Origin of the sequence: Xanthomonas hortorum (assembly GCF_011305375.1) — a bacterium.
GTDB lineage: Bacteria > Pseudomonadota > Gammaproteobacteria > Xanthomonadales > Xanthomonadaceae > Xanthomonas > Xanthomonas hortorum_E.
Genome location: NZ_VCME01000018.1, coordinates 128,303 through 148,176, shown reverse-complemented (window position 1 = coordinate 148,176; position 19,874 = coordinate 128,303). Strand labels below are relative to the sequence as shown.

The window sequence follows — 19,874 nt, the reverse complement described above, 5'->3', positions numbered from 1 at the left end:
CTGGTAGATTAGGGGTTGCATCTTCCGGGTAGCCTGTCTAGAATACGCCTCCCCGCCCGAATAGCTCAGCCGGTTAGAGCACTTGACTGTTAATCAGGGGGTCGTTGGTTCGAGTCCAACTTCGGGCGCCAAGATGTTAAAAGAGGCCGCGACTAGTCGCGGCCTCTTTGTTTTTTAGCTGCAGCTCAGCGCGTAGGGCAGCTGGTTGGCTGCCTATAGCGGACAGATCGCGTTCTTCCGGAGTTGTTTACCACGACGTCCGCTAGGTGCTGCGCGCGCGCGCATAGGCTGATCGTGATGTTGGTGCCGCCATTGCGGCCGTTCGGAAGAAATCTGACAAGCGATCTGCCAATCGTTCCAGTGATGCTGATGTTGTCGCTTGCCGCGTAGTGCTCAACCCGCAGGATCGAGGCTGCTTCTAAAGGCTGCTCGCTACGCACTGGATCTCTGAAGAGGATCCATCCCCTGCTCCAGTCCCCGTCGGGCCGACAGCTGTCGCCATCGCCTGAAGGGCAGACACTGACCGGGATGCGATGCGTGACAGCAAGACTCCTGGCCATCGCCAGATGGGCCGTAAGCAAGTGAACCCGTGTCTGTGCTCGCTGCCACTCGATCAGCGTTCTGAAGCTAGGCAGGCCAACGGCGGCCACAATTCCGACAATCGCCATCACGATCAGCAGTTCGACCGCCGTGTACCCTTTCGCGCACGAATGAGTTCCTGCTTGCATCGCGCTCCTCCTTGACCCGGAGCAAGCAGTCTCTACGGCGATCACATCTCAAGTAACGTCTTCCCCACTCAATGGGGTGTCAGACTTTTACCGGCAGTGAGTTCCGTTATTTCGTGCAGTCCTCCCCCGAGATCCGCTCCATGACCGACCTTTTTCAGCTCGTATCCCCGTACTCCCCAGCCGGCGACCAGCCCGCAGCTATCGACAAGTTGGTGGCCAATTTCGAGGCCGGCCTGGCTAAGCAGACCTTGTTGGGCGTGACCGGCTCGGGCAAGACCTACACCATCGCCAACGTGATCCAGCAGGTGCAGAAGCCGACCCTGGTGATGGCGCCGAACAAGACGCTGGCGGCGCAGTTGTACGGCGAGTTCAAGTCGTTTTTTCCAAACAACGCTGTGGAGTACTTCGTCAGCTACTACGACTACTACCAACCCGAGGCCTACGTGCCGTCGTCGGATACCTTCATCGAGAAGGACAGTTCGATCAACGAGCACATCGAGCAGATGCGGTTGTCTGCCACCAAGACCTTGCTGTCGCGTCGCGATTCGTTGGTGGTGGCTACGGTCTCGGCGATCTACGGTCTGGGCGCGCCGGAAGACTATTTGTCGCTGCGCTTGATCCTCTCAGTGGGCGAGCACATCGATCAGCGGAAGTTGATCCGTCATCTCAGCGATCTGCAGTACACGCGCAACGAATTCGAGCTGACGCGCGGCGCGTTCCGCGTGCGTGGCGAGGTGCTCGATGTCTTCCCGGCCGAGTCGGACACCGAGGCATTGCGTATCGAGTTGTTCGACGGCGACATCGAGCAGCTGACCTTGTTCGATCCGCTCACTGGCGAAACGTTGCGCAAGTTGCAGCGCTACACCGTGTATCCCAAGACGCATTACGCGACTACGCGCGAGCGCACGCTCAGTGCCGTGGACACGATCAAGGACGAGCTAAAGGAGCGGCTGGAGCAGTTGTATTCGCAGAACAAGCTGGTCGAGGCGCAGCGCCTGGCCCAGCGCACCCAGTTCGACCTGGAAATGATGGCCGAGGTGGGCTTCTGCAACGGCATCGAAAACTACTCGCGGCATCTCACCGGCAAGGCGCCTGGCGAACCGCCGCCGACCTTGTTCGACTACTTGCCGCCGGATGCGCTGCTGGTCATCGACGAGTCGCATGTGACCATTCCCCAGATCGGCGCGATGTACAAAGGCGATCGCTCGCGCAAGGAGACGTTGGTGGAGTTCGGTTTCCGTCTGCCTTCGGCGCTGGATAACCGGCCGCTGCGTTTCGAAGAGTGGGAGGCGCGCTCGCCGCGCAGCATCTACGTGTCGGCCACACCAGGTCCCTATGAGCTGCGCGAGTCTGCAGGCGAGATCACCGAGCTGGTGGTGCGCCCGACCGGACTGATCGATCCGGTGGTCGAGATCCGCCCGGTCGGCACGCAGGTCGACGATCTGATGTCCGAGATCCATGAGCGCATCAAGCTCGGCGATCGCGTGTTGGTGACCACGCTAACCAAGCGCATGTCCGAGAACCTCACCGAATACCTGGGCGAGCACGGCATTCGCGTGCGCTACCTGCATTCGGACATCGATACTGTTGAGCGGGTGGAGATCATCCGCGATCTGCGCCTTGGCAAATTCGACGTGCTGGTCGGCATCAATCTGCTGCGCGAAGGTCTGGACATGCCGGAAGTGTCGCTGGTGGCGATCCTGGATGCCGACAAGGAGGGCTTCCTGCGTTCGACTGGTTCGTTGATCCAGACCATCGGGCGCGCCGCGCGCAACCTGCGTGGCAAGGCCATCCTGTATGCCGACAAGATGACGCGTTCGATGCAGGCGGCGATCGACGAAACCGACCGTCGTCGCGAGAAGCAGGTCGAGTACAACCTCGAACATGGCATCACGCCGAAATCCGTGCAGCGCCCGATCTCCGACATCATGGAAGGCGCGCGCGAGGATGCCGCCGAGAAGAAAGCCGGCAAGGGTCGTTCGAAGTCACGTCAGATCGCCGAAGACACTGTCGACTACCGCGCGATGGGGCCGGCCCAGATTGCCGGCAAGCTCAAGAGCCTGGAGCAGAAGATGTACCAGCACGCCAAGGATCTGGAGTTCGAGGCCGCAGCGCAGATTCGCGACCAGATCCAGAAATTGAAGGCGGCGAGCCTGGCGTAGGGCGGGGCAGGGTGCTCACGTGCAGGGAGGGCTTGTGGCCCGCAAAACCCTGCGCTAGAATGCGCGCCCTGCACAGCGCAATGCTGACGCAGGAAACGGGCGGTTAGCTCAGCGGTAGAGCACTACCTTGACATGGTAGGGGTCACAGGTTCGAACCCTGTACCGCCCACCACTCCAAGTCCGGATACACGGCGACTTGAGTGGTTTGAACACAATCATCTTGCTGCGATCTCAATCTAGCCATCGACACGCGTCGTTTGCATAAGGCTGGTCTGCGGATCTGTCAGCGTTGTTGAAACCGCTTTCTCCATCACACGTCTTGCTTTAGCATCGCTTCCGCGCTGACGAAAGGAAGGCTGGCAATGGACGAGTATCAGCACACCGTGCTGACCAGAGGGGGATACCGTGTGGTGGCAATCACCCGGGAAGAAATCTACGCGCCTGACACGGTGGTGGCATATGCCGTTGTGACAGACGCCGGCACCCGGATAACGCCGGATCTCTCCCTGGATCAAGCCAAGGTCTGGATCGACTCGCTGGTCGAGAGCGAAAGCGGCGGGCGCAAGTCCGATCTGATCGATCACAAGCCGGTTGTCCGTCGCTAGACGGCCGTCGAGATGTAAGCCTAAGGAGTAGGGTCGCGTGTCCAAAGCTAAAATAATTGCAATCGCCACTGCGGTGACGTTGCTCGTTGGATATGCCCTGTCCGGGTATCTGACATTGCTGCTGTTGCGACTCGATACCGGGTTGTATTCCTGGGACACCTACTACCGCTACGTCAGCGCGTTGGGATTGCCGGAAGTGGCGCCTTACGCGACCAAGATCAAGATGTCTGGCGTGCTCGGCTTTGGTCTGCCGGGGATCGTCTGGGCCATTACGGTTGTGCTTGTGCTCAAGCCAAAGCCACGTGCGCTGCATGGTGACGCGCGCTTTGCCGGAGCCGCAGATCTTTCCAAGCACGGGTTGTTCAAGCCGAGTGGCAACGGCATCGTCGTCGGCAAGTTCAACGGCAAGCTGGTGCGACTGAGCGGGCAGCAATTCGTGATCCTTGCCGCGCCCACGCGCTCCGGCAAGGGCGTTGGTGTAGTCATCCCCAATCTGCTCGAATATCAGGAATCGATCGTTGTCCTGGACATCAAGCAGGAAAACTTCGACCTGACCAGTGGCTGGCGCGCCAGTCAGGGGCATGAGGTCTTCCTGTTCAATCCGTTCGCCGAAGATCGCCGAACGCATCGCTGGAACCCGCTGACCTACGTCTCCAACGATCCGGCATTCCGCGTCTCGGATCTGATGAGCATTGCGGCGATGTTGTATCCGGACGGGTCGGACGACCAGAAGTTCTGGGTCAGCCAGGCGCGCAACGCCTTCATGGCCTTTGCCTTGTACTTATTCGAAAATTGGGATGAGGAGCTGTCGCTCGGCTTCCCGGGCGGGGCAGGGGCGCCCACACTGGGCGGAATTTACCGCCTGTCTTCGGGCGACGGTACCGACCTCAAGAAATACCTGAAGTCGCTGTCCGAGCGCAGGTTCCTGAGCGGCAATGCCAAATCGGCCTTTGCCAACATGCTGTCACAGGCGGATGAGACCTTCGCGTCCATCATGGGCACCCTGAAAGAACCGCTCAATGCGTGGATCAACCCTGTACTGGATGCGGCCACCAGCGCCGACGATTTCATGCTGACGGATCTACGCAAGAAGAAGATGACGATCTACATCGGCATCCAGCCCAACAAGCTGGCGGAGAGCCGCCTGATCATCAACCTGCTCTTTAGTCAGATCATCAACCTCAATACGCGCGAGCTGCCGAAGTCCAACCCCGAGCTCAAGTACCAGTGTTTGCTGCTCATGGACGAATTCACCTCGATCGGCAAAGTGGACATCATCGCAACGGCAGTAGCCTATATGGCCGGCTATAACATCCGTCTGCTGCCCATCATCCAGAGCATGGCGCAGCTGGACGCGACCTATGGCAAGGACCTGTCGCGCACCATCATCACCAATCACGCCCTGCAGATCCTGTACGCACCGCGCGAGCAACAGGACGCGAACGACTACTCGGAGATGTTGGGCTACACCACGATCAAGAAGAACAACGTCACTAGGGGGCGCGAAACAACGCGCAGCGTGTCGGAGGAGCGGCGTGCATTGATGTTGCCGCAGGAGCTGAAGGCGATGGGAAACGACCATGAAGTGTTCCTCTACGAAGGAATCCCGCATCCGGTCAAATGCCAGAAAATAAAGTACTACCAAGATAAGCACTTTACTTCACGTCTCTTAGACAAAGTGGAAACCCCAATCCTCGATCTGAAAATGTGATGAATTGCACACTTTTATGATAAATTCTCATAAATTAGAGACTTGTATCACTTTCAGCTTGACTGTTGGTCGACAAGGAGGCAGATTGCACTACGTAGTGGCAGCCTGACGATAGTCTGATCTTCTGGTTGCTCAGGAATGGGGTTACATGGAGCGTAAAAGTGTTTATGTGTGACGAAACATTCTTGCCCGGATCTCTTAAATACGTTCGCCCTCTCGGCGAACGATTTGCTGTGCCTGAAATATTTCGACGATTACTGGTTTTTAGGCATGGTCCTTTGGGCGCTAAATGTAAGATGTCGCAGGCGCGAAAGAAAAATGGCTTATTAGTTATGGAGATTAGGGCGTGAAGAAGGGGCATACCTTGAAAATTACATGTCTTGTGCTGACCATGCTCGCGCTGGCTTCATGTGCAACAAAGCCTGCCGCAGATTTCGGCGGGCGATGGAAGCCGGTGAATCGTTTTGCAGAGACACCGATGGAGTTGCCGCTGCACGCTTCCTACGTCTATCAAGCTACTCCGATGGACGGTACGCTAAAAACAATGTTGGAGCGTTGGGTCAAGGACTCCAATATGACGCTTGCTTACAACATCACCTCTGATTACACGCTATACGCCGCAGTCGCAAAAATAGAAACAACTAGCGTAAAGCAAGCGGTGGATGAGCTCAGTGCGGTTTATGCGACACAGGGAGTACACGTAGCGATTGTTGGAAATCAGATAGTCGTTCAGCCTGTTTCTAAGTCGGCTGGTTGATGCTTTAGCCCTCGTCTCTGCGCTAATAAAATACGCAGCATTTTTGTAAAATAGGTGGAAGCGGATTACTTATGTTCCGTAAGAAAGAACCCAGTCACCAAGTTGATCAAGTGGTTGCGAAAGCGGTCAACTACGAGCTGACAATTGCAGATCTTGCGCAACGTAGCCAACGGCGTGCCTGGATGGTTGCAACTACTTCTTTGGCGGTATCTGTCATGTTGGCGGGTGGTTATTACTACATGCTGCCGCTTAAAGAAAAAGTTCCGTATCTTGTAATGGCCGATGCTTCCACCGGGACTGCTACTGTTGCCAGGCTTCAGGGTGACTTCTATAACCAGCAGATTACATCTAGTGAGGCGATCAATCGGAGTGATGTTGCGCAATATGTAACGGCACGCGAGTCCTATGACTCCGAGATCATGACATTGCGTGATTGGAATCTCGTTTTTATCATGTCTACTACGCAGGTCGGCGCAGGGCATAAGCAACTGTACATGGAGACTAACCCGGATAATCCTTTTCTAAAGTACGGAAAAGCAAAGTCGATCCGCGTTAAAATTCTCAGCATCACTCCTCTGGGGCAGCGAGCCTCCGGCGGATTTAGGGGGGCTGCTGTCAGAATACAGCGTAACCTGTATGAAAAAACGACTGGCATCTCGACTTTTATCGACAACAAGTTGATCACCCTTGCTTTTGATTACAATAATAATCTAAAGTTGGATGAGCAAGATCGGTTGCAAAATCCTTTAGGATTCCAAGTGACCGAATATCGCGTCGACAACGACTATGATAAGGCCCCGCCAGACGTCGGGTCGTCTGCCACTGGCCCCAGCGCGTCGGTTAATAGCGCCCAGCCTCAGGTTATTGCAAACCCGAATCCAGACTTGGCTGCTCCGGCGATTGGCGTTGCAGTACCCGCAACGACAGGGCCTGATGCGGCAGGGTCGGCCGAAGGGATCTCGATTGGAACTGACGGAGCAAGAGGTCAATGAAGTATAGGAATAAATTGATAGTGTGGCTCTTGGCCGTGATGTCAGCAGTCGGGTCGTCGGTTAGCGTTCATGCGCAAGCGGTCGACTATTACGATTATAAGTCTGATCAGATCTATCCGATCCGCACTGGCTTGGGGATTACAACTCAGATCGAGTTGAATCCTAACGAAAAGATTCTCGATTACAGTACTGGTTTCAGTAGCGGTTGGGAGCTGACTCGGCGAGATAATGTTTTTTATCTAAAGCCTAAGAACGTCGATGTTGATACCAACATGATGGTCAGAACCGAAACGCACTCATATATTTTTGAGCTCAAGGTTGTTGCTACTGACTGGCGCGAACTTGAGCAGGCGCGTCGCGCGGGTGTTCAGTACAAGGTGGTTTTCAATTATCCTAGCGACTCGCAGTTTTCGGTCGCAAAAGACACAGTTGAAGAAGATGCGAAGCCTTTGCTCAGTACTGAGCTATCCAAAGACAGACAGTACTATTTTGACTATTCCTACGCCACGCGTAGCCGTCTAGGGTGGCTTGTACCAGTTAGTGCATATGATGACGGTCGATTTACGTACCTAAAGCTTACTGATTCAAGTAAGTTCCAGACAGGAAATTTTCCGGCAGTGTTCGGTCGTGAGAAAGAGCATGGCGAAGATTTTGTAGTCAACACTACAGTTGAAGGAAATGTGCTCATTGTCCATGGTACATACCCCTATTTGGTTATCAGACATGGAAGTAATGTCGTCGGTCTTCGGAGGAATGTAAAGAAATGAGCCAAAATAATCCTCCCGAGAACAATGAGGGTCGCCAGGACAATGGCGATAACGATCGCCCGCAGGCTCCAAATAGCGGTCAGGATCCTAATAACCCCTATTTTGCTCGTACTCAAGCGCAGCCGCTGCCAAACCTGGATGCCTCAGCGCCTGAGCTTCGTTCGGTAGAAGATCAGCGGCTTAATAGAAAAGCGCTATTTTTCCTTGGTGCGATTGTGCTGGTTTTGCTTGTGCTCGCTTTTTTTCTTTATAAGAGCGCTACTAACCGAAATGAAGCGGAAGCAAAGAAGGAGCCTACTGCTACCGTGACCGCGCCCAGCCTTCCTAAAATGGCAAATGCTCCGGCGCAGGTCGAAGTTCAGCAAGACGTTCCGCCTATTTCGCTCGCGCCACCACCCCTTCCGCCCCCGCAAACTCCGGATTATCCGCAGTCAGTTTATCCAGCAAGCAATCGTCCAGCTGGTCCGACACTTGCTGAGCGGCGGATGGCCTCTGCTGGAGGTAGCGGCGCTGCGGGTTCTGGCGGCAGCGGTCCAATGAGTGCCGAGGAGTATTCCAATTCGATCTTGGCTGGTCTCAATCCAGCAGGTGAAGCAGGGGCAGCTGGCTCGGAAGACGGTAGCGAGGCTGACAAGCAGAAAGTAACAAGCGCACAATTCATTCGACATCCGGATGCGTTGCTCGTACGCGGCACTTATTTGCGCTGCATTTTGGAAACGAGGGTGATTACTGACATCCCCGGTTTCACGTCGTGCCTTATCACTGAGCCGGTTTATTCAATAAATGGTCGAACGTTGCTGCTGCCCAAGGGCTCAAAAATTTATGGTAGCTATAGTGGAGGTCCGACTGGACAGCGTGTTTCCGTTATCTGGGATCGCATCACTACACCAACAGGCATCGATGTATCTATGTCGAGCCCTGGGATAGACGGCTTGGGTGGTGCTGGACATCCGGGGCAGTACGATGCGCACTGGGGGCAGCGCTTGTCTTCTGCTTTGATGATTAGCCTGTTGGCGGATGCCTTCAAATACGCTGCTGCTGAATACGGTCCCGAACAGACCACGGTATCTCAGACTGGTGTTGAAGTTCAGTCCCCTTATGAAAGCGCTACCGCTAGAACAATGGAGCGTATTGCAAACGATGCGGCAACAGAAAGCATGAGGCGGCCAGCCACTGTCACTATCAACCAGGGTTCGCTGGTTAATGTTTATGTTGCCAAAGATGTCGATTTTACAAACGTATTGCCAAGAAGGTAACGAGAGCGCACGTGGACGTAGAAGTTTCGCCCGTCTCAAAGGCATCCAGCGAATTTCTTGAGTACCAGTACAGTGTGCTTGGTATTCAGGAATATATGCTGTCTTCAGAAGTGACCGAGATCTGCATAAATCGTCCGGGGGAAGTGTATCTGGAGACCCGCGGTGGTTGGGAGCGGGTAGAGGTGCCCAGCTTGACGTTCGAGCGTGCGCGTCAATTCTGCACAGCGGTGGTGAATGAAAGTAACACGGGTCAGCGCATCACCGACGCTGATCCGGTTGTTTCACTAACCTTCCCCACGGGTCAGCGCGCACAATTTGTGGTTCCTCCCGCATGTGATGCCGGTAAAGTCTCGATTACAATTCGCCTGCCCTCGAAACACACAAAAACGCTTTCTCAATATCAAGAGGATGGATTCTTCGATCAGATATTGGAGCACAGCGGAGAGATCAGTGAGCATGACAAAGAGCTTCTGATGCTTCGCCAATGCCGGCAGTATGCCGAGTTTTTCAGGCAAGCTGTTCTCTACAAGAAAAACATCGTTGTGTCTGGAGCGACCGGTAGCGGTAAAACGACCTTCATGAAGTCGCTGGTCAACCACATTCCCGGAAGCGAGCGTCTTGTGACGATCGAGGACGCGCGCGAATTGTTTATTTCGCAGCCGAATGTAGTTCATCTCCTCTACTCAAAGGGTGGGCAGAGCGCTAGCAACGTGACAGCCAAGAGCTGCATGGAGGCCTGTTTGCGCATGAAGCCTGATCGAATCATCTTGGCTGAGTTGCGCGGCGATGAAGCGTTTTATTTCATAAGAAATTGTGCATCTGGACATCCTGGATCTATTACCAGTTGTCATGCCGGTAGTCCAGAGCAGACTTGGGACCAATTGGCATTGATGGTGAAGGCTTCAGCCGAGGGTTCTGGTTTGGAGTTCAATGTGATCAAACGGTTGTTGATGATGACAATCGATGTCGTTGTCCACATTAAAGCGCACGAAGGTCGTAGATACATCACCGGCATTGATTTCAATCCAGAGAGGAGTTTTCAGTCATGATGAGAAAAAGGAGTTCGCCTTTTCCGGTCTCGACTGAATTCGCTTCAAATATTTCTTTGCGCGAATCGAAAGTCTGCTTAAATTTTGATGAAGAGAGAGGGGTGTAGCGTGCTCCCTGGAATTGAAATGATGGCATGTGGAGAAATGGCTGCTCCGCTTTCGGTGATGCAGCACGTCGTCCACGTCGAGTCCTCTCATAATCCCTATGCGATTGGGGTTGTGGGTGGCAGACTTATGCGACAGCCGAAGAATCTGGGTGAGGCGCTTTCCACTGTTCAGATGCTCCAGGAAAAGGGCTACAACTTTTCACTGGGGCTTGCTCAAGTAAATCGCTACAATTTGTCGAAATATGGTTTGCAGTCTTATGAGCAAGCGTTTCAGCAGTGCCCAAACTTGAAAGCTGGCTCCGCTATACTTTCAGAATGCTATCAGCGATCTGGGAAAGATTGGGGGAAAGCGCTTAGCTGCTACTACTCAGGAAATTTTGTCACTGGTTTTCGGCATGGCTACGTGCAAAAAGTGTTCAACTCGATGGCACAAGCCAATGCGCAGTCGAGCGCTGCTCCTATCCCTTTGGTAGGCGAAGCGCAGAGCCAGGTCCGTCACCCGGTGAAGTCAGTCAAAGCATCCCTCCAGTCGTTGCCGGATCGTCTTTTGTCACGTGTGATAGACGACCGTCTGCAGAGCGCTAACCCACTGTCTCAGCAAGATGCGGCTCAGGTTTTTCCTCAAGGCGCCGCGGGCATGGAAGCCGGGTCAATGCGTTCAGATCAAGGCGGGGCACTGGGCTCGATGCCCCAAGTTCCCCGAAGCGCGGGGAGAGATGCGCAATTGGCTGACTCAAGGCATGCAAACTCTTCACGATCGCCCAATGGCTCCCAAGCATCTCCAAATATCTCGAGTGACGGAGAAGTTGCCGTATTGATGAGTTCACGGGTACCGGTGATACTAGGTGCTCCTCAAAAGCAAGCCGCCCCAAACAAGCCTGCTCCTGCAGCCGCCCCTTCACAGCAGCAAAGCGTGAAAGTAGGGGATGCGGCGTTTGTTTTCTAGCCTCCGGCATGGCCGATCCGGTAGGTGCACCACCATGTTGGGCCTTAATAAGGAGATTTACAATGAAGCATGCCAAACTCACTTCCCCCGAGATCCAGCGCACAGCAAAAACCGTTTTCAAGTCTGCAATATTTGTAGCGGCCTTGTCTGCATCCTCAGCTTTTGCGCAAAATTTTGGTGGCACCGATACAAAGACCTGTGAATTTTTCACAAGTATCACTGGACTTCTTAACATCGCCTCCATTGCAGTGGTTACCATTGCAGTGATTTTTGCAGGTTATCAAATCGCGTTTGCACACAAGCGGATTGGTGATGTGGCGCCGATCTTGATCGGTGGTGTTCTGATCGGAGCAGCTGGGCAGATTGCCCGCATGCTCTTGGGTACGGGAGCTGGTGGCTCCTGCGGAGCGGTGAACGCTTTTGTCACCCACAGCCTGCCTTTCTTGACCGCCTGACATGAAGAAAAACGTCGTCTTCCGCGGTTGCACCAGGCCCGCAATGTTTTTGGGGGTGCCTTATGTTCCGTTTTTTATCGGTGCAGGCGGGACGCTGGTTTTTTCCATGTATACAAATTTGCTATATCTTTTTCTCATTCCCGTCATTATTTTCATAATGCGCCAAATGGCGCGGCGTGATGAGATGATATTTCGCCTGTTAGGGTTGCGGTGGCAGTTCAAATTCAGAGTCAGGAATGTGCGCGCCAATTCAGGAAAATGGATTTTTTCACCCAACAGTTATCGGAAAAGCCCGCCACCGTGAAATCGGTAGGCTTTTGATAGTCTAGGGGTCGGCGTCGCAAGACGCCGACTTCCTCGTATTTTCAGGATTACCCACAGGGGTCAGGTCAAGCTGATGTTCAACCCAGATACTTCCATAAGTGAATTCATTCCTTTCTCGTCTCACGTTGCGACGAATGTAGTCAAGACGACTGGGGGCGACTACCTGCTGACATGGCACTTGGAAGGTTTGCCGTTTGTTGGTCGTGATGAATGGGAGCTTGAACATCGGCACAATACCTTTAATAGGTTACTTCAGACATTGCGGGCGCCAGATTTCGTAAATGTTGCTTTCTGGGTGCATGACGTGCGGCGTAGAAGAAAGCTGACGCAGAAAGGCAGCTACAGTAATTTGTTCAACCAGCAATTATCTGAAAAATATTTTGAAATGTTGTCGTCGCAGCGGCTCATGCAGAATGAGCTCTACTTGACGATGCTTTATCGGCCCATGGTTGCCGGTAAGCGATTCGCAGAGAAGTCTAAAGACATCAAACGGTTGCAGGCTGCCCAGGAACAGGCAGTAGCGAAACTGATCGAGCTCGCTGGCAACGTCGAGGCGGTCATTCGTGACTATGCTCCTTATCGCCTCGGTATCTATGAAGCAAAGAACGGAGTGGTCTTTTCAGAGACCCTTGAATTCTTTGCTTATCTTATCAACAGAATTGATGAGCCGGTTCCCGTTCTGACGGCGCCGGTCAATGAATACTTGCCTGTCAGTCGGCACATGTTTTCGTCCAAAAGTGGCGATTACGTAATCAATACTCCCAACGGTATTAACCATTTTGGCGCGCTTTTGAATGTCAAAGAATATGCTGAGGGCACATATCCAGGGATCTTGAATGGTCTGAAGTACCTGGATTTCGAGTATGTGATTACGCATTCCTTTAGTCCGATTGGACGTCAGGATGCTCTGCGCGTACTAGACCGCACGAAGGGCATGATGATCTCCTCTGGAGATAAAGCTGTTAGCCAGATCATAGAGTTGGATATGGCGATGGACCAGATTGCCTCCGGTAATTTTGTCCTTGGCGAATATCATTTCACAATGGCTGTCTATGCGGACAGTCAGGACTCTTTGACGCAAAATATCGCTGCCACGCGCGCGGAACTGTCGAACGGTGGATTTGTTTCTGCCAAGGAAGATCTTGCAGTCGCATCATCGTTCTATTCGCAACTGCCGGGCAACTGGCGGTATCGCACACGCATTGCCAATGTCAGCTCGTTGAATTTTCTCGGTTTGTCTCCGCTTCATAATTTTGCGACGGGAAAGCGAAACAATAATCCCTGGGGAGATTGTGTCACCACGCTCCAGACCACGAATGGTCAGCCTTACTTTTTCAACTTTCACGCGACTCACCCAGGTGAAAACTCGCTCGGAGAGAAGGCGATCGCCAATACAATGGTGATTGGTAAGTCTGGTACGGGCAAGACCGCGCTTATCAATTTTTTGCTGAGTCAGGTGCAAAAATATGAGCCTGCGCCGACAATTTTCTTCTTCGACAAAGATCGCGGTGCCGAAATCTTTGTGCGTGCCTGCGGTGGTAATTATCTGGCGCTCGATAACGGAATGCCTACCGGTTTCAATCCATTTCAATGCGAGAGAAATGAAAGTAATGTTCAATTCTTAGCGGATTTGATCAAGGTGTTGGCGGGCAAGCGTGAATACAGTTCGCGAGAGGAGGAGGACATCTTCCGGGCTGTGGAAAACATGCTAGACACACCAATGCATCTGCGCAGCATGACTAATTTCCAAAAAAGCTTGCCCAATATGGGAGATGACGGCTTGTTCGCGCGTATGCGTCGATGGACCTCCGGTAACTCTCTTGGATGGGTGTTTGATAATCCTGTCGATACCATCGATTTGTCCCGAGCCAATATTATTGGTTTCGACTATACGGATGTCATCGATAATCCTGAAGTGCGTGTGCCAGTGATTAATTATTTGCTCCACAAGCTGGAGACGCTGATCGATGGGCGTCCGCTGATCTACGTCATGGATGAGTTTTGGAAAATTCTTGATGGCGGCGGTGCCTTGAAGGAGTTCGCTAAAAACAAGCAAAAGACCATCCGTAAGCAGAACGGCTTAGGTATTTTTGCGACTCAAAGCCCGGAAGACGCATTGAAAAGCGATATCTCGGCTGCGCTGATCGAGCAGACAGCGACGTTGATCCTTCTGCCTAATCCCAACGCGGATCGCGAGGATTACATCAACGGGTTGAAGTTGAGCGAGGCGGAGTATCAGGTTGTGATTGGGTTGGACGAGCGCTCACGCTGTTTTCTCGTCAAGCAAGGGCACGCTTCCAGCGTCTGCCAGCTCAACCTACGTGGAATGGACGATGCGTTGGCGGTTATTTCAGCATCCACTGACAATATTGAGATCATGCATACATCGGTTAACGATGCGGCCGCCCGGCTGCATGTGTCCGCGAACGATGTACCTCCAGAAGAATGGCTTCCGGCGTTTTACGAAAATAGAAAGGGTTCTGGTAAAAGAAAAGCAGTGGTTTAGAATGTGGTCTGTCGTTTGAAGCTTTATTTTGTCACTGTTATCGCAACTATGAATGTTAGGAGAACTTCCATGAGTCGTCAGTTGAAAGTTGGATTTCCAAAGCTAAAAGCCCGGATTTTGGCTGTTTCCTTGTATGCCAGTCTCGGCCTGACCTTGGTGCCGCTTAACGCTGGAGCTACTGGCGTTCCTGTTATAGACGTGGCTGCGATTGGAGAGTCCATTAGGAATATGCTTGCCACCGTACAACAGTGGGGAGTGGAGTACACCCAATACACCGAACAATTTCAGCTGCTTCAGCAAAACCTGGTTCAGTTGCAGTCTATGATTAATACGTTCGGACTTCCAAGTGGCGTCAAACTTGAGCCGGTGTCGCCTAATTTTGGATTCGAGCGTTGCGGCGGTGGTATCAGCTTTAGCATGTCGTCTATCACAAGTATGCTAAGTAGTTCAACCGGATTTGCGAATAATAATCCGCGTGAGCAACAAAAGCAGCTTTGCGTGGCTATTCAGTATATGAAGAATCAACGCTATAACTACGTTGTTGGTTTTCTGGCCGAAACTATGCCGACCATGGATCAGAGCTTGAACAAGCTGATGTCACTTCGCAATTTCAGTGCGAAGCCAGGTGATCTTAATGCTTCCATGTATTCTCTGAATGATACGAATACGCGCATGACCAAGACTTTTGAGCAAGTGAATAATCAAGTCAAGGGTTATGACACATATATCGCCGCGTTGGAAGATAACCAGCGCGCACTTACGCAAGATATGTTGCGTGGGAAGCAGAATATATTGGGTACTGTGGTGAAAACGGCCGCTCTTGCTAAAGCGCTTGAAGACTAGTGTGGAGTTGTCAGGATGTTCGTCGTTGCCCGAATCGTTGATTGAGGTGTTGTAATGGCAAATGGAATTTCAAATTTTGGGCAATGGATGAATAATCTGAGTGTGCAGGCACTCAGTCCTTATCCGGGTGTCTCGTCGGTCGGTGACTTCGTCTTCTATCGCCAGATCATGAGTTATCTGACGAATAGAATTTCCGACTTCGAAGCGGATCTTCTGGGGCGTTTTACACTCTGGGTTTCAGGCGTTGCAATGATCGTGTTGACGATCTGGGTGATGATCCAGGGCTTCAACATGATCACAGGCCGTAGTCGGGAGTCGATGGCCGCATTCATCGTGACGATGTGTAAGAGCGCATTGATTGTGACGATTGCGGCTTCGATCGGCATGTCCAGTCCCTTCATCCAGAAGTTCGTCAACGACGATGTGAAGAAGGAGATCGCCTATGCGATCACGGGCGAAAACAAGACGCCGGAAGACCAGGTAGACGAGAGCCTGGGATGGATGCAGGTCGCTCTGTCCAGCATCGACGTGCTCGACGTTGTACAAGATCCTACACTGGACTCGCAGAAGTCCCGTGCGATGTGGATGGTTGGTGTTGGGACTGGCGGCCCAGCCGTTGTGGCTGGTTCCATGATGCTGCTCTATCGCATCGCGATGGCACTGTTCGTTGGCTTTGGGCCATTGTTCATTCTCTGTCTGCTATTTGAACAAACGAAATCACTATTCCAACGTTGGCTCTTCTATGGAATTGGGACCTTCTTCTCCATGTCCGTGCTGGCAGTCATGACATCCATTGCTTTGGACATGGTTACCAAAGTGTCCATGGCCTTCTGGGGATCTTCGCTGCTGGGCTCGGTGTTGGGCCAGGATTTTACCTCGGGAATCAGTAGCCAAGCGTTGCAGCAAGGCGGCATGGGCTTGATTCTGACGACACTAATCCTGACTGCACCTCCGATGGCTGCGATGTTCTTCCAGGGCACGCTTGGCGCATTTACACCATATGCGGCAATGGGGGCGGCGACTGGAGCTTCTGGTGCTGCGAGCCGTCCGGGTCCGCAGGGGCAGCCGCCTGGATCTTATGGATACTCTCCGCCTACGCCAGTTGATGCCGGTAGAGAGAATGTTGGTGATTCCCGAGTTAATCTTCCAAGGTTCAGTGGTACCCCCTCCGGCGAGGTGCTCGCAGGTGCAAAGGGTGCTCATAAAGATCAAGGGGTTGCATAAATCGGTATCGGTATCGGTATCGGTATCGTTGGGTGCGTTTAACTGGAAATGATTATGAAAAAACTAGTTACTCCAATTCTAATTATTTTTCTCGCTATTATGGTTGTTTTTGATGCCTCTGCACAGACTGCCTGTCCAATTGGTACAGCTGCAGGCTCAGGTATGTGTGGTCCATCGCCCAGCTCGGCTGGGGGCTCCGCTGAGGAACTCCCACGACCCCGAGCTGTCCCGAATGGCGAATGGGAGTCACGATGGGGGTCGATATCAATCGACGGCAACACAGGTAGCGTCGGTACTTCTAGTGATTTGGCTAGTAAATCAGAGGCGGTGGCGCGTGCAAAAAAAGATTGTGAGTCTGATGGTTCTAACGACTGCAAGGTGATTACGACTTATAGCAATCAGTGTATTGCGTTGGCGTGGCCGTCTGAGAGGAATAAGAAATTCGCTACCGGCCTGAGTAACGAGAAAAATGTCGCTATAGAAAGGTCAGTGACGAACTGCGAAAAATATGGTGGGGAGTGCAGGGGGGTTTATTCGTCATGTAGCCTTCCGGTTTTTCATAGATACTAGGCGTACGGTGTTATCTGTTTGGGGAGTGCTTAAATTTTTGGATGGAAAAATCTATTCCAACGTTGGCTCTTCTATGGTTACCAAAGTGTCCATGGCCTTCTGGGGATCTTCGCTGCTGGGCTCGGTGTTGGGCCAGGATTTTACCTCGGGAATCAGTAGCCAAGCGTTGCAGCAAGGCGGCATGGGCTTGATTCTGACGACACTAATCCTGACTGCACCTCCGATGGCTGCGATGTTCTTCCAGGGCACGCTTGGCGCATTTACACCATATGCGGCAATGGGGGCGGCGACTGGGGCTTCTGGTGCTGCGAGCCGCCCAGGCCCGCAGGGGCAGCCGCCAGGTTCATATGGATATATGCCGCCTCAGAATGAGGTGGAGAGAAGTCAGCAAACTAGTCAACCCTCCTCAAGTTTACCAACAGTAAGAACGGGAGCTCCGCAAAGTTCTCCAACAGTGCTAGCAGGTACCAGAGGCCAAGCTTCTTCGGATAATACCTAAAGAATTCCACTTACTTGATGGTGACGCTGATGAGATTTTCTTTGGCTAAAAGCGGTGGTTTCGCTTTTCTCTTTTTGGTGTGCAATTTCACCTTCGATGGTATTGCTGAAGCTCAAACCGCTTGTCCAATAGGAACAGCTGCGGGTAGTGCAACATGTGGGCCAGCGCCTTCGTCTTCTACTGGTTATGCTTCGAGCCAAGAAATTCCTGCTCCTCGTGCTGTTCCCCTAGGCCGCTGGATCAAAACGTGGGGCGCGATTGCAAGTTCTCCCACTAGTGGTTCAGGTGCATCGGTTGGGAAGCTCTCAAAAAAAGAGGCGGAAATAGAAGCCTTGGCGCGTTGTTCCGAAGGTGGGGAGAAAGATTGTACTATCGCTCTTTCTTACAGGAATCAATGTGTTGCATATGCTTTTCCAAAATCTAGACTAGGCAAAAGTGCTGTCGTCAGCGAAAGATCTGTAGAAATAGCTAGTTCAAAAGCAATATCACTCTGCGAGAAAACACGCGAAAGAGGTGGTTGTAGTATAATTTATTCTGTTTGTTCTGAGCAGATTTTTGAAATATTCTGAAGCTTAGATAGGCTGGCTGAGGTTAGGGGCTTAGGTGGCCAGAATAGTCGAAGTGAAATTTTCTATTGAAATACATCCATGTTGGAGAGTGTAATGAAATTTTTCCTACTTTGCGTATTCTCATTAATGACTGTGAGTGCTTCAGCTGAAGCTGGTGATGCTTGTGCGACTCTAATGTGTATGTCTGGCAAGCTAGTAGGGGCCAACACTGGTAAAAGTTGCGCTGAACCGATGACGGATTACTTTAAGATAGTTCGTTTTGATCGTCACGGTTACAGTGCCAATAAGACCAGGGATGCCCGTCAATCGTATCTAGACTCCTGCAGCTCCGAGACTAGCGGTGAAGGCAAACGAATCAACGAAAAATTTGGCACAATGCGGTTGGGTTTCTAATTTACTTTCAGTTCGGATGGATTGGGTAAGAAGTCAATAGGTATTGCTACGTCCATCGGCTTCGGAGCCTAGGCTCCAAAGCCGATGGACGTAGCTCTTTGATAGCGCACCAGGTACGTTTGCTCCCTGCGCGGCAATGGGAGCAGCGCAGGGCGCTCGTGGGCACTGTTCGTGGGCTTTGGGCAATTGTTCATTCTCTGTTTGCTATCTGAACAAACGAAATCACTATTCCAACGTTGGCTCTTCTATTGAATTGGGACCTTCTTCTCCATGTCCGTCTTCTCCATGTCCGTGCTGGCAGTCATGACATCCATTGCTTTGGACATGGTTACCAAAGTGTCCATGGCCTTCTGGGGATCTTCGCTGCTGGGCTCGGTGTTGGGCCAGGATTTTACCTCGGGAATCAGTAGCCAAGCGTTGCAGCAAGGCGGCATGGGTTTGATTCTGACGACACTAATCCTGACTGCGCCTCCGATGGCTGCTATGTTCTTCCAGGGCACGCTTGGCGCATTTACGCCATATGCGGCAATGGGGGCGGCGGCTGGGGCTTCTGGTGCAGCGAGCCGTCCAGGCCCACAAGGGCAGCCTCCCGGTTCTTATGGATATACTCCACAACAATCTTCTGATGTGGGCAGGGAAGAACGTAACGTCAACTCCGGTATGAATTCTCCGCTTATAAGAGGCCAGCAGACCACGTCCGATATGCTGGCAGGTTCAAAAGGTGCTTACAATAACAGTAGTCAGGTTTAATCGGTTTAATAAAAATTTGGCGGTGTCAGATGAAGATAGCCTTTGTTATTTTTAGCATCATTTTCTTTTCGGGTGTTTCTGTAAATGGGGTCATTGCACAGACAGCTTGTCCAATTGGCACCGCGGCTGGTTCTGCAATGTGTGGTCCTACCGAAAGCAGTAGTGGTGGATACAGTAACGAGGTTCCTGCACCCAGGGCGATTCCCACCGGAAAATGGGAGTCGCGATGGGGAGCTATTGCCATCGATGATTCGACTGGTAGCGTTGGGACGTCCTCAGACTTGAAGAGCAAGTCCGACGCAGCTTCTAAAGCGATTAGCACTTGCGCGGTGGAAGATTCAAAGAAATGCAAACTCGTAACAACCTATAGCAATCAATGCATAGCTCTAGCGTGGCCCTCTATTAAGGGTAAGCCTGCTTCAACTGGTCTAGCTCAGGATGAAAACTACGCGAAAACGCGTGCGGTCAATAATTGCAATGAGGGCGGAGGCGATTGCAAAGCAGTTTATTCTGCGTGCAGTAGGCCTGCTTTTTTCAGATATTGAGATCAAAAGCCGTTCTATTACGAGTTCATATTCAATAAGTAATGATTTCCTGAGTGCTGGGGCGATTTGATAGGTTACGATAAGTGGATCTATTGCTAGCTGTAGTAAGTGTGGTG

Annotated in this window: 19 protein-coding genes and 2 tRNA genes; 20 read left to right on the top strand and 1 reads right to left on the bottom strand. The window is 52.2% G+C overall.

The window, feature by feature from the left end; genetic code table 11:
• The first annotated feature begins 54 nt into the window (after positions 1–54).
• Positions 55–131: transfer RNA gene (locus tag FFY45_RS16295), tRNA-Asn, on the top strand.
• Positions 132–185: 54 nt separating this feature from the next.
• Here FFY45_RS16295 and FFY45_RS16290 read toward each other — a convergent pair.
• A complete protein-coding gene (locus tag FFY45_RS16290) occupies positions 186–728 on the bottom strand; it encodes a GspH/FimT family pseudopilin (protein ID WP_176341218.1) in 543 nt (180 codons plus the stop codon).
• A 140-nt stretch (positions 729–868) separates the two neighbouring features.
• Between FFY45_RS16290 and uvrB the strand changes: the two genes are divergently transcribed.
• The 19 genes from uvrB (at position 869) to FFY45_RS22380 (ending at position 19,758) form a co-directional block, all read left to right on the top strand.
• Positions 869–2,890 (top strand): excinuclease ABC subunit UvrB, encoded by a 2,022-nt coding sequence (gene uvrB / locus FFY45_RS16285; protein WP_176341217.1) that lies wholly within the window; start codon positions 869–871, stop codon positions 2,888–2,890.
• A 97-nt stretch (positions 2,891–2,987) separates the two neighbouring features.
• Positions 2,988–3,062 (top strand) — tRNA-Val (locus FFY45_RS16280).
• A gap of 190 nt (positions 3,063–3,252) precedes the next feature.
• A complete protein-coding gene (locus tag FFY45_RS16275) occupies positions 3,253–3,495 on the top strand; it encodes a hypothetical protein (RefSeq protein WP_115040421.1) in 243 nt (80 codons plus the stop codon).
• A 37-nt stretch (positions 3,496–3,532) separates the two neighbouring features.
• Positions 3,533–5,206, top strand: coding sequence for a type IV secretory system conjugative DNA transfer family protein (locus FFY45_RS16270; protein WP_176341216.1), 1,674 nt, complete (start codon positions 3,533–3,535; stop codon positions 5,204–5,206).
• A 391-nt stretch (positions 5,207–5,597) separates the two neighbouring features.
• Positions 5,598–5,963 carry a hypothetical protein gene (locus FFY45_RS16265; RefSeq protein WP_046963988.1) on the top strand — a complete coding sequence of 122 codons (366 nt, stop codon included), beginning with the start codon at positions 5,598–5,600 and terminating at the stop codon, positions 5,961–5,963.
• 71 nt (positions 5,964–6,034) lie between these two features.
• A complete protein-coding gene (locus FFY45_RS16260) occupies positions 6,035–6,955 on the top strand; it encodes a VirB8 family type IV secretion system protein (RefSeq protein ID WP_176341215.1) in 921 nt (306 codons plus the stop codon).
• Positions 6,956–6,993: 38 nt separating this feature from the next.
• Complete coding sequence (locus tag FFY45_RS16255; protein ID WP_245879373.1) at positions 6,994–7,722, top strand: TrbG/VirB9 family P-type conjugative transfer protein; 729 nt, start codon at positions 6,994–6,996, stop codon at positions 7,720–7,722.
• Complete coding sequence (locus FFY45_RS16250; RefSeq protein ID WP_176341213.1) at positions 7,719–8,978, top strand: TraB/TrbI/VirB10 family type IV secretion system protein; 1,260 nt, start codon at positions 7,719–7,721, stop codon at positions 8,976–8,978. The genes FFY45_RS16255 and FFY45_RS16250 overlap by 4 nt, the downstream gene beginning before the upstream one ends.
• An 11-nt stretch (positions 8,979–8,989) precedes the next feature.
• Positions 8,990–10,027, top strand: a complete 1,038-nt coding sequence (virB11, locus tag FFY45_RS16245) for a P-type DNA transfer ATPase VirB11 (protein ID WP_176341212.1) — start codon at positions 8,990–8,992, stop codon at positions 10,025–10,027.
• A gap of 108 nt (positions 10,028–10,135) precedes the next feature.
• Positions 10,136–11,080 (top strand): transglycosylase SLT domain-containing protein, encoded by a 945-nt coding sequence (locus FFY45_RS16240; protein ID WP_176341211.1) that lies wholly within the window; start codon positions 10,136–10,138, stop codon positions 11,078–11,080.
• Positions 11,081–11,142: 62 nt separating this feature from the next.
• Complete coding sequence (locus FFY45_RS16235; protein WP_084725978.1) at positions 11,143–11,535, top strand: TrbC/VirB2 family protein; 393 nt, start codon at positions 11,143–11,145, stop codon at positions 11,533–11,535.
• A 1-nt stretch (position 11,536) separates the two neighbouring features.
• On the top strand, positions 11,537–11,839 hold the full coding sequence (locus FFY45_RS16230; protein ID WP_084725979.1) for a VirB3 family type IV secretion system protein: 303 nt from the start codon (positions 11,537–11,539) through the stop codon (positions 11,837–11,839).
• Positions 11,840–11,932: 93 nt separating this feature from the next.
• The gene (locus FFY45_RS16225; protein WP_176341210.1) at positions 11,933–14,365 is read left to right on the top strand and encodes a VirB4 family type IV secretion/conjugal transfer ATPase; all 2,433 of its coding nucleotides are present in this window, start codon (positions 11,933–11,935) and stop codon (positions 14,363–14,365) included.
• A 69-nt stretch (positions 14,366–14,434) separates the two neighbouring features.
• Positions 14,435–15,208, top strand: coding sequence for a hypothetical protein (locus FFY45_RS16220; protein WP_176341209.1), 774 nt, complete (start codon positions 14,435–14,437; stop codon positions 15,206–15,208).
• Between the two features lie 54 nt (positions 15,209–15,262).
• Positions 15,263–16,432 carry a TrbL/VirB6 family protein gene (locus tag FFY45_RS16215; RefSeq protein WP_255172004.1) on the top strand — a complete coding sequence of 390 codons (1,170 nt, stop codon included), beginning with the start codon at positions 15,263–15,265 and terminating at the stop codon, positions 16,430–16,432.
• 48 nt (positions 16,433–16,480) lie between these two features.
• The gene (locus FFY45_RS22385; protein ID WP_369333974.1) at positions 16,481–17,002 is read left to right on the top strand and encodes a DUF4189 domain-containing protein; all 522 of its coding nucleotides are present in this window, start codon (positions 16,481–16,483) and stop codon (positions 17,000–17,002) included.
• Positions 17,003–17,530: 528 nt separating this feature from the next.
• Positions 17,531–18,070 carry a DUF4189 domain-containing protein gene (locus FFY45_RS16205; RefSeq protein ID WP_176341207.1) on the top strand — a complete coding sequence of 180 codons (540 nt, stop codon included), beginning with the start codon at positions 17,531–17,533 and terminating at the stop codon, positions 18,068–18,070.
• A 663-nt stretch (positions 18,071–18,733) separates the two neighbouring features.
• Positions 18,734–19,213, top strand: coding sequence for a type IV secretion system protein (locus FFY45_RS16200; RefSeq protein ID WP_439333547.1), 480 nt, complete (start codon positions 18,734–18,736; stop codon positions 19,211–19,213).
• Between the two features lie 29 nt (positions 19,214–19,242).
• Complete coding sequence (locus tag FFY45_RS22380) at positions 19,243–19,758, top strand: DUF4189 domain-containing protein (protein WP_176341206.1); 516 nt, start codon at positions 19,243–19,245, stop codon at positions 19,756–19,758.
• The last annotated feature ends 116 nt before the right edge of the window (positions 19,759–19,874 follow it).

Bases quoted from the DNA above. Each gene is read 5' to 3' on its own strand.
- FFY45_RS16225 (WP_176341210.1), top strand. From the start codon at position 11,933: ATGTTCAACCCAGATACTTCCATAAGTGAATTCATTCCTTTCTCGTCT.
- FFY45_RS22380 (WP_176341206.1), top strand. From the start codon at position 19,243: ATGAAGATAGCCTTTGTTATTTTTAGCATCATTTTCTTTTCGGGTGTT.
- FFY45_RS16250 (WP_176341213.1), top strand. From the start codon at position 7,719: ATGAGCCAAAATAATCCTCCCGAGAACAATGAGGGTCGCCAGGACAAT.
- FFY45_RS22385 (WP_369333974.1), top strand. From the start codon at position 16,481: ATGATTATGAAAAAACTAGTTACTCCAATTCTAATTATTTTTCTCGCT.
- uvrB (WP_176341217.1), top strand. From the start codon at position 869: ATGACCGACCTTTTTCAGCTCGTATCCCCGTACTCCCCAGCCGGCGAC.
- FFY45_RS16230 (WP_084725979.1), top strand. From the start codon at position 11,537: ATGAAGAAAAACGTCGTCTTCCGCGGTTGCACCAGGCCCGCAATGTTT.
- FFY45_RS16265 (WP_046963988.1), top strand. From the start codon at position 5,598: ATGCTCGCGCTGGCTTCATGTGCAACAAAGCCTGCCGCAGATTTCGGC.
- FFY45_RS16215 (WP_255172004.1), top strand. From the start codon at position 15,263: ATGGCAAATGGAATTTCAAATTTTGGGCAATGGATGAATAATCTGAGT.
- FFY45_RS16200 (WP_439333547.1), top strand. From the start codon at position 18,734: ATGTCCGTCTTCTCCATGTCCGTGCTGGCAGTCATGACATCCATTGCT.
- FFY45_RS16290 (WP_176341218.1), bottom strand. From the start codon at position 728: ATGCAAGCAGGAACTCATTCGTGCGCGAAAGGGTACACGGCGGTCGAA.
- FFY45_RS16255 (WP_245879373.1), top strand. From the start codon at position 6,994: ATGTCAGCAGTCGGGTCGTCGGTTAGCGTTCATGCGCAAGCGGTCGAC.
- FFY45_RS16205 (WP_176341207.1), top strand. From the start codon at position 17,531: ATGAGATTTTCTTTGGCTAAAAGCGGTGGTTTCGCTTTTCTCTTTTTG.
- FFY45_RS16275 (WP_115040421.1), top strand. From the start codon at position 3,253: ATGGACGAGTATCAGCACACCGTGCTGACCAGAGGGGGATACCGTGTG.
- FFY45_RS16260 (WP_176341215.1), top strand. From the start codon at position 6,035: ATGTTCCGTAAGAAAGAACCCAGTCACCAAGTTGATCAAGTGGTTGCG.
- FFY45_RS16220 (WP_176341209.1), top strand. From the start codon at position 14,435: ATGAGTCGTCAGTTGAAAGTTGGATTTCCAAAGCTAAAAGCCCGGATT.
- FFY45_RS16235 (WP_084725978.1), top strand. From the start codon at position 11,143: ATGAAGCATGCCAAACTCACTTCCCCCGAGATCCAGCGCACAGCAAAA.